General features: G+C 34.9%; 5 protein-coding genes. 3 read left to right on the forward strand and 2 right to left on the reverse strand.

Translation table 11 applies throughout. The annotated features are described in order from the left end of the window. Positions 1-17: 17 nt before the first annotated feature. Together ACTTKP_RS01555 and ACTTKP_RS01560 are read right to left on the reverse strand one after the other, a co-directional pair. A complete protein-coding gene (locus ACTTKP_RS01555; protein WP_442552146.1) occupies positions 18-893 on the reverse strand; it encodes a carbohydrate ABC transporter permease in 876 nt (291 codons plus the stop codon). After that, positions 893-1,828 (reverse strand): ABC transporter permease, encoded by a 936-nt coding sequence (locus tag ACTTKP_RS01560; protein ID WP_442552147.1) that lies wholly within the window; start codon positions 1,826-1,828, stop codon positions 893-895. The genes ACTTKP_RS01555 and ACTTKP_RS01560 overlap by 1 nt, the downstream gene beginning before the upstream one ends. Before the next feature lie 242 nt (positions 1,829-2,070). Between ACTTKP_RS01560 and ACTTKP_RS01565 the strand changes: the two genes are divergently transcribed. The 3 genes from ACTTKP_RS01565 (at position 2,071) to ACTTKP_RS01575 (ending at position 6,645) form a co-directional block, all read left to right on the forward strand. Next, on the forward strand, positions 2,071-3,891 hold the full coding sequence (locus tag ACTTKP_RS01565; RefSeq protein WP_442552148.1) for a histidine kinase: 1,821 nt from the start codon (positions 2,071-2,073) through the stop codon (positions 3,889-3,891). Beyond that, positions 3,869-5,251, forward strand: coding sequence for a response regulator transcription factor (locus ACTTKP_RS01570; RefSeq protein WP_442552149.1), 1,383 nt, complete (start codon positions 3,869-3,871; stop codon positions 5,249-5,251). The genes ACTTKP_RS01565 and ACTTKP_RS01570 overlap by 23 nt, the downstream gene beginning before the upstream one ends. 101 nt (positions 5,252-5,352) lie before the next feature. Next, positions 5,353-6,645, forward strand: coding sequence for an ATP-binding protein (locus ACTTKP_RS01575; RefSeq protein ID WP_442552150.1), 1,293 nt, complete (start codon positions 5,353-5,355; stop codon positions 6,643-6,645). Positions 6,646-6,722 lie beyond the last annotated feature (77 nt).

Here is a 6,722-nt window from a genome sequence, read left to right on the forward strand (position 1 = left end):
ACACTGCTTTCAGTGTACTATTCCTTAATTGAGCCAATCATAATACCGGATACAAAATACTTTTGCAAAAACGGATACAGGCAAAGTATAGGTAACATTGTAACAACTATAGCCGCCATCTGAACAGATTGTATAAAAATCTTCTCCTGTGTAAGCATCGACTGTGCCTGCGTTGCAAGCTGAGTATTGAAATTTACCAGTACTTCTCTTAAATAAATCTGTAAAGGCTTTATATTCTTATTGCTTATATAAAGGAAGGCAGACCACCATCCATTCCATCTTTCAACCGCATAAAAGAGGGCAAAAGTTGCCATAAACGGTTTTGATATGGGTAAATATATTCTAAGAAGTATTGTTAGTGCATTGGCACCGTCTATACTTGCCGCCTCCGAAAGCCCTATAGGCAGACTTGCAAAATAATTCTTCATTATAATTACATAATAAGTATTTAACATAGTCGGCAGTATCATTGAGAATACATTATCTACCAGCTTAAAATCACTTATTACAAGATAGGTAGGTATCATCCCTCCCGAAAAGAACATTGTAAAAAGAATAAGGCTTAACAAAAACTTTCTTCCAATAAGTCCTCTTCTTGAAAGTACATAGGCTGCAATAATGGAAAAAACCATATTAAGTGTTCCACCCACTACAGTAACAAAGATAGTTACCAAAAGGGATTTGAAGAAAAATATATCATTCATTATTGCCTTATATCCCTCTAAATCGAACACATAAGGCAAAATGTACGGTGAATGTTCCACGCTGGCTTTTGTGTTTGAAAATGATACAATGAATACATTGTAAAACGGATAAATTGTTATAAGAGCTAATATTCCAAACAATACATAAAGTATGATATCGAAAAGCTTAACTGTTTTTCTCTCCTTCATTAGAATAAGCCCTCCTCTCCCATTTTGGTAACTGCCTTATTGGCCGTAAGGAGAAGTACCACTCCTATAACCGATTTAAGAAGACCTACAGCTGTAGTATATCCAAAGTTTGCACCGGTTATAAAGGATTTTCTGTATACATAAGTATCAAGAATATCACCTACAGGATATACAGGTGCCGAATAAAGGTTAAATACCTGATCAAAAGAAGCACCGCTCATTATTCCTCCTATCTGAAGGATGAGCATTGTACTTACTATACCTCGGATACCCGGCCATGTGATATGGAGTATTTTCTCAAATCTGTTTGCACCATCTATTTCTGCTGCCTCATAAAGTTGCGGATCTATGCTGGTAAGTGCAGCCATATAAATAATTGCATCCCAACCAAATTCCTTCCAGATATTGGATATCCAGATAAACGGTCTGAAATAAGCCACTGATGTCAGAGGTGCTACTTCTCCCCACCCAAGTGCTCCAAGAGTCTGGTTTACTATACCGTTTGATGCAAATATATTGATGAGAATACCTGAAAGTACTACCCAGCTTATGAAATGTGGAAATGTAAATATAGTCTGAAATAACTTTCTTACCTTTGGAAGCTTAATTTCATTTAATAAAACTGCTACTATGATAGGTACCGGAAAATGAAATAAAAGTTTACCAAGACTGAAAATAATTGTATTTTTGAATGCCACTCCAAATTCTCTGTTGGCAAACATTGCCTTAAAATGCTTAAATCCTACTATTGGACTTCCCCATATACCCTTGTCAAATCTAAAATCTTTGAATGCAAGTGTAATACCACCCATTGGCAGATAGCAAAACAATAAGTACCAGACCAATACCGGAATAATCATTGCATAAAGCAGCCAGTCATTTCTTAACTTTTTCTTTATCTCTGAACTGCTGTATTTTACCCTTCCCTTCTTCATTTCTCTTCCTCACTTTTTCCTGTTTTCTTTTTGTAGTCTAAGTATATACTTTATTATTAAACAAAAAAATGTTATTTTAATACCAGTTTTTTGTTTATTTTTATCTAAATCATTGTTTTTTACATTTTTAATGTTAAAATATGTAATATTGTTATGTTTAACTAATAATATTACATATTTTTTATATAAATGATGCTGTATCATTATACTATAAGTATATAATTTGAAAGGTTATTAAAATCATGCCTCAACATAAATCAAAATCCGTATTAAAGCAGTTTCACTTCGTCATTATTTGCTTTATTGCACTTGGAATAGGTCTTTTTGCTCTAAGCTACAGTGTAATAGACAGGCTGATAACCGCAAATGCTTCGGCTTATGCAAAAAGTACTGCTGAAAAGTTTGAAAACGAAGTGAATTTTCTTATAAAAAGAGCTGATACAATATTCACTACACTGCTTTTTGATAACAACATAGAAAGCCTGATGCTTTCGCCTTTTTCCGGTAAAACCCCTGATTATATACGGACTTTACAGGTTCAATTCTCCTCTTATTCTGTAATGAACAAGGATATAACCGATATTGCCCTTGTTTCAGACAAGTTTGCATGGTCAAATTATTATGATAAAGCCTCACTCAGAAAGTTTTCAAAGGAGATGGACGGAATTTACAACTCTCACTGCTTTGGCCTGAAGCCCTCTTCTCTTTTTAGTATTACCTTACATGAAAAAGGAGCCTACAAACTGCTTTTCGGACATAATATTTACAGTATGAAGACCGGCATAAACTACGGAAAACATTTGGGTTCTGCCTTTCTCTCATTAGATTTGAATAAATCAAACCTTGTACCGCCTAAAGACAATAAGGTTTTTACTTATTTTATATTGCTTGATGATAAAGGTAACAGTTTTCCTTTTAATGGAAGTTCAGAGATTAACAGTAAGATACTTCGGGAAATTAGAGCTTCAGGAAATGATACAAACTCAGAACTCAAATTGTTTAACACAAATGATTATCTTATATATACATCAAGAATTCCGGATACGGGACTTACGGTAATTACAGCTCTCGGCAAACATTCGCTTACCAATGAAGGGCGTGAAGCTGCCTTTATAATAATTGCAGTTTCTCTTGTTTCATTTGCTATAATAACTCTGCTTATGAGAAGTATTTTGCGTAATATAGTAAGCCCTCTTAAGACTCTTTCTACACATATAGAAAGCTTAAAAGAAATAAGTCCGGTTTCCGGGAAAATCCCTGTAAAACTTGAAGGTTGTGCAGAAATAAAACTACTATCAGACTCCTTCAATGATATGATGCAAAGACAAAATGAGCTAAGTCTTGAACTACAGGAAGCTACAGTCAGCCTCTATGAATCAAAACTGGGAAAGAAACAGGCCGAGTTGAATTTCCTAAGAAGTCAGATAAACCCACATTTTCTCTATAATTCTTTGGAATCAATAGCCGCTCTCGCATCGGAAAAATCAGTACCTGAGATTGCAGAGGCTATAGCCGCTCTCGGCAAGCTTTTCAGGTACAATATAAAGGGTGAAAGCATAGTTGATTTGGAAAAGGAACTTGAAATGATACGCTCTTATCTTACCATCTGCAAAATACGATTCCCTGAAAAACTGAATGTAATTTACAGCATAAGAGAAAATACTCTCACTGTGCCTATAATGAAATTCATCTTGCAGCCTTTTGTAGAAAATGTGCTAAAACACAGCGTAGAAGCGGGAACTAAAACTATTACCCTTTATATCGGGGCAAGGCTTGATAAGAACCATCTCATCATGAGCATATATGATGATGGTAAGGGCATATTACCCGAAAACCTTAATAAACTGAAAAAAATTGTATCTGCGCCGCTTTCATTTAATGAAGATGAATGGCAGGGGCATATAGGGTTATACAATGTAGCCAAACGGTTGTTTTTATACTACGGAAGTGATTGTAATATAGAACTTAACAGTGAACCCGAGAATGGAACTAAGGTTATTATAAATATTCCCATACAAAATGAGAAAGTTGAGGAAATTAATGTTAAAAGTAGTATTAGTTGATGATGAAATCCCGGTATTGAACCATTTGCAAGCAGCCATTCCCTGGAAAGAGCTTTCTATGGATGTAGTCTGTACAGCAAACTGTGGGGGTGATGCCTTAACATTTTGTAAAAATAATAAAGTAGATATACTTATCACAGATATTCGCATGCCTGAAATGGACGGGCTGACACTTTGCAAAGAAATAAGAAACTCACAACCTGAAACACAGATTATTATTCTCTCAGGATATTCTGACTTTACCTATGCCAAGCAGGCTATAGACCTGCAAGTATCAGGATATTCTCTAAAGCCCATAGACGTAACTGACTTAACCGATACTCTAAGAAAGGCTGCCAATAAAATCCTAAAGGCAAATAAGTCAAATGGCGATTATCTGCTTGATGCCATTGAAGAAAACGATGTTGAATCAATCAAATCAATACTTTCAGAACTTTCCTTAAATACAGACAGACTTTATCTGGCAGCCTCTATGAATGTACATAATATAGGCGACAAATTGGGGGCTGATTTTACTCATAAACTTGGAAAGCACAACTATCTCTACATTTCAAATACTCCCTTTTCATATCTTGAAGCCGAAAAAATAATAGCATTTACCAAGGACATGGGAGGAATAGGAATATACAGGGAAGCTGTGAAAACAGAAGATTTAAGACTGATACTTGATGAAGTTATGTCTATGGCTTTTCAGTTTTTTGTAAATGGCACGCCAACTCTTTGTACCGGCACACCTAACCCACTGCTCACCGAAGAAATGTTTGGAAAATTAGAGGAAGCAGGTAAGGCACCGGATGGCTTGAAAGACTTTCTTACAGAACTTTCAGCCGCAAACTGTTCCCTGCTTTTTGATATGAAGTCAGCTTTCAGATTCTACAATAAACTTGCTTCCTGTAAATATATACAAGCACCTTATAGCCCTGACGAAATTATCATTTATGGCTATACCCAGCTTCTTGTAAACTTTAAGACATTTTCAGAAATGCTTATTAAAACTGCTGAAACCATACAGTTTAGTTCTATTCCTGAAATTAAAGCAAATGAAGGTTCCGGCAACAGCTTTTTATCAATTCTGAAATATATTGAGAAAAATTATCAGGAGGATATTTCTCTTAAAATTATTTCAGAAGAATTTCATTTAAATGCTAACTACATAAGCCAACTTATTAAAAGTGAAACAGGGCTAACTTATACTCAATATCTGACTGAACTTAGAATAGGGAAAGCAAAGGAGTTACTTAAATCAAATTCTATGAGTCTTGCCGAAATAAGTGAAGCCGTGGGATTTAACGACTATTTTTATTTTATTAAGAAATTTAAGAAAGCTGTCGGAGTTACTCCAGGGAAGTATAGGGAATGAGAAAAATGTGTTAATTTTTATTGAAAGATACGGAAAAATGTGTTAATTTATTATAATAAACACGGAAAAATGTGTTAATTTTAAAAGGCGGTGGTTTGCATATGAATCGGAATGCCATACAAGAGTTGATAGCTTGGAAAAATAGCGAAGAACGAAAACCCATGGTTCTAAAAGGTGCAAGACAGGTTGGCAAAACATGGATAATGAAAGAGTTTGGCAAAACTTATTATAACAGTTATGTGTATTTTAACTTTGATGAAGATGATAAACTTAAGTCTATTTTTGAAATAAATAAAAATCCACACCGAATAATTGAGTTATTATCCATGATTTCCGGTACAAAAATAACAACCGGAAACACTTTAATAATTTTTGATGAAATTCAGGAATGCCCTGAAGCCCTTAATACACTTAAATATTTTAAAGAAAAAGCTAATGAATATCATGTAATTGCTGCCGGAAGCCTGCTTGGAACACTGCTTGCAAAACCAAAGTCTTACCCTGTGGGAATGGTTAATCTTCTCAATATTTATCCACTTACCTTTGATGAATTTCTTGAGGCGGTCAGTCCTAATCTATATGAATATTATAAGACTGTTAAAAAGGGACAGCATATTGAAGATATTTTTCATAACAGTCTGTCAGATATATACAATAATTATCTTATAATAGGCGGAATGCCCGAATGTGTGGCTTCTTGGTTAAAATATAAAGATCCTGCCAAGATAGCAGGTATTCAACAGGAATTAATCGAGCTTTATGAACATGACTTTTCCAAACATAACGGCAAGGTTAACAGCGGTCGTATACTTATGGTTTTCCGCAGTATTGTCTCACAGCTTGCAAAGGCTAATGAAAAATTTATGTATGGAGCAGTTCGTGACGGCGGTAGGGCAAGAGATTTTGAAGAGGCTATAGAATGGCTGGTTTCTGCCGGTATGCTTAACAAAGTTAATAATGTTTCTAAAATGGAACATCCTCTTTCTGCCTTTGACAAGTTGGACCAATTTAAGCTTTTTGTATTTGATACCGGACTTTTAAAGCAAATGGCAGGAATAGATAATAGTGCAATTCTTTTAAAAACAGATTATCAATTCAAGGGAGCTTTAACTGAAAATTATGTATTACAGCAACTTCACGGACAATTCGATGTAGAACCAAGATATTTTTCAGATAAAGCCGGAGAGATAGACTTTGTGATGCAATATGGTACTGATATTATTCCTATTGAAGTAAAGGCAGGCGAAGATAAGTCTGCTCCGTCTTTTAAAAGATATGTTGCAGATAATAAGCCAAAATATGCTTTAAGGTTTTCCAAGAGAGGATATAGAAAAGATGGTGGAATAATCAATATTCCGTTATATTTGGCAAGGAAAGTCAGAGAGGTTTTGTAGAGAAATGAAGGGCTGCACCTTATATTTGGCACAGCCCTCTTGCTTCAATTTGTATCACTCAAATATTCTCGTAATAT

This window comes from Catonella sp., assembly GCF_052169795.1.
Taxonomy (GTDB): Bacteria; Bacillota; Clostridia; order Lachnospirales; family Lachnospiraceae; genus Catonella.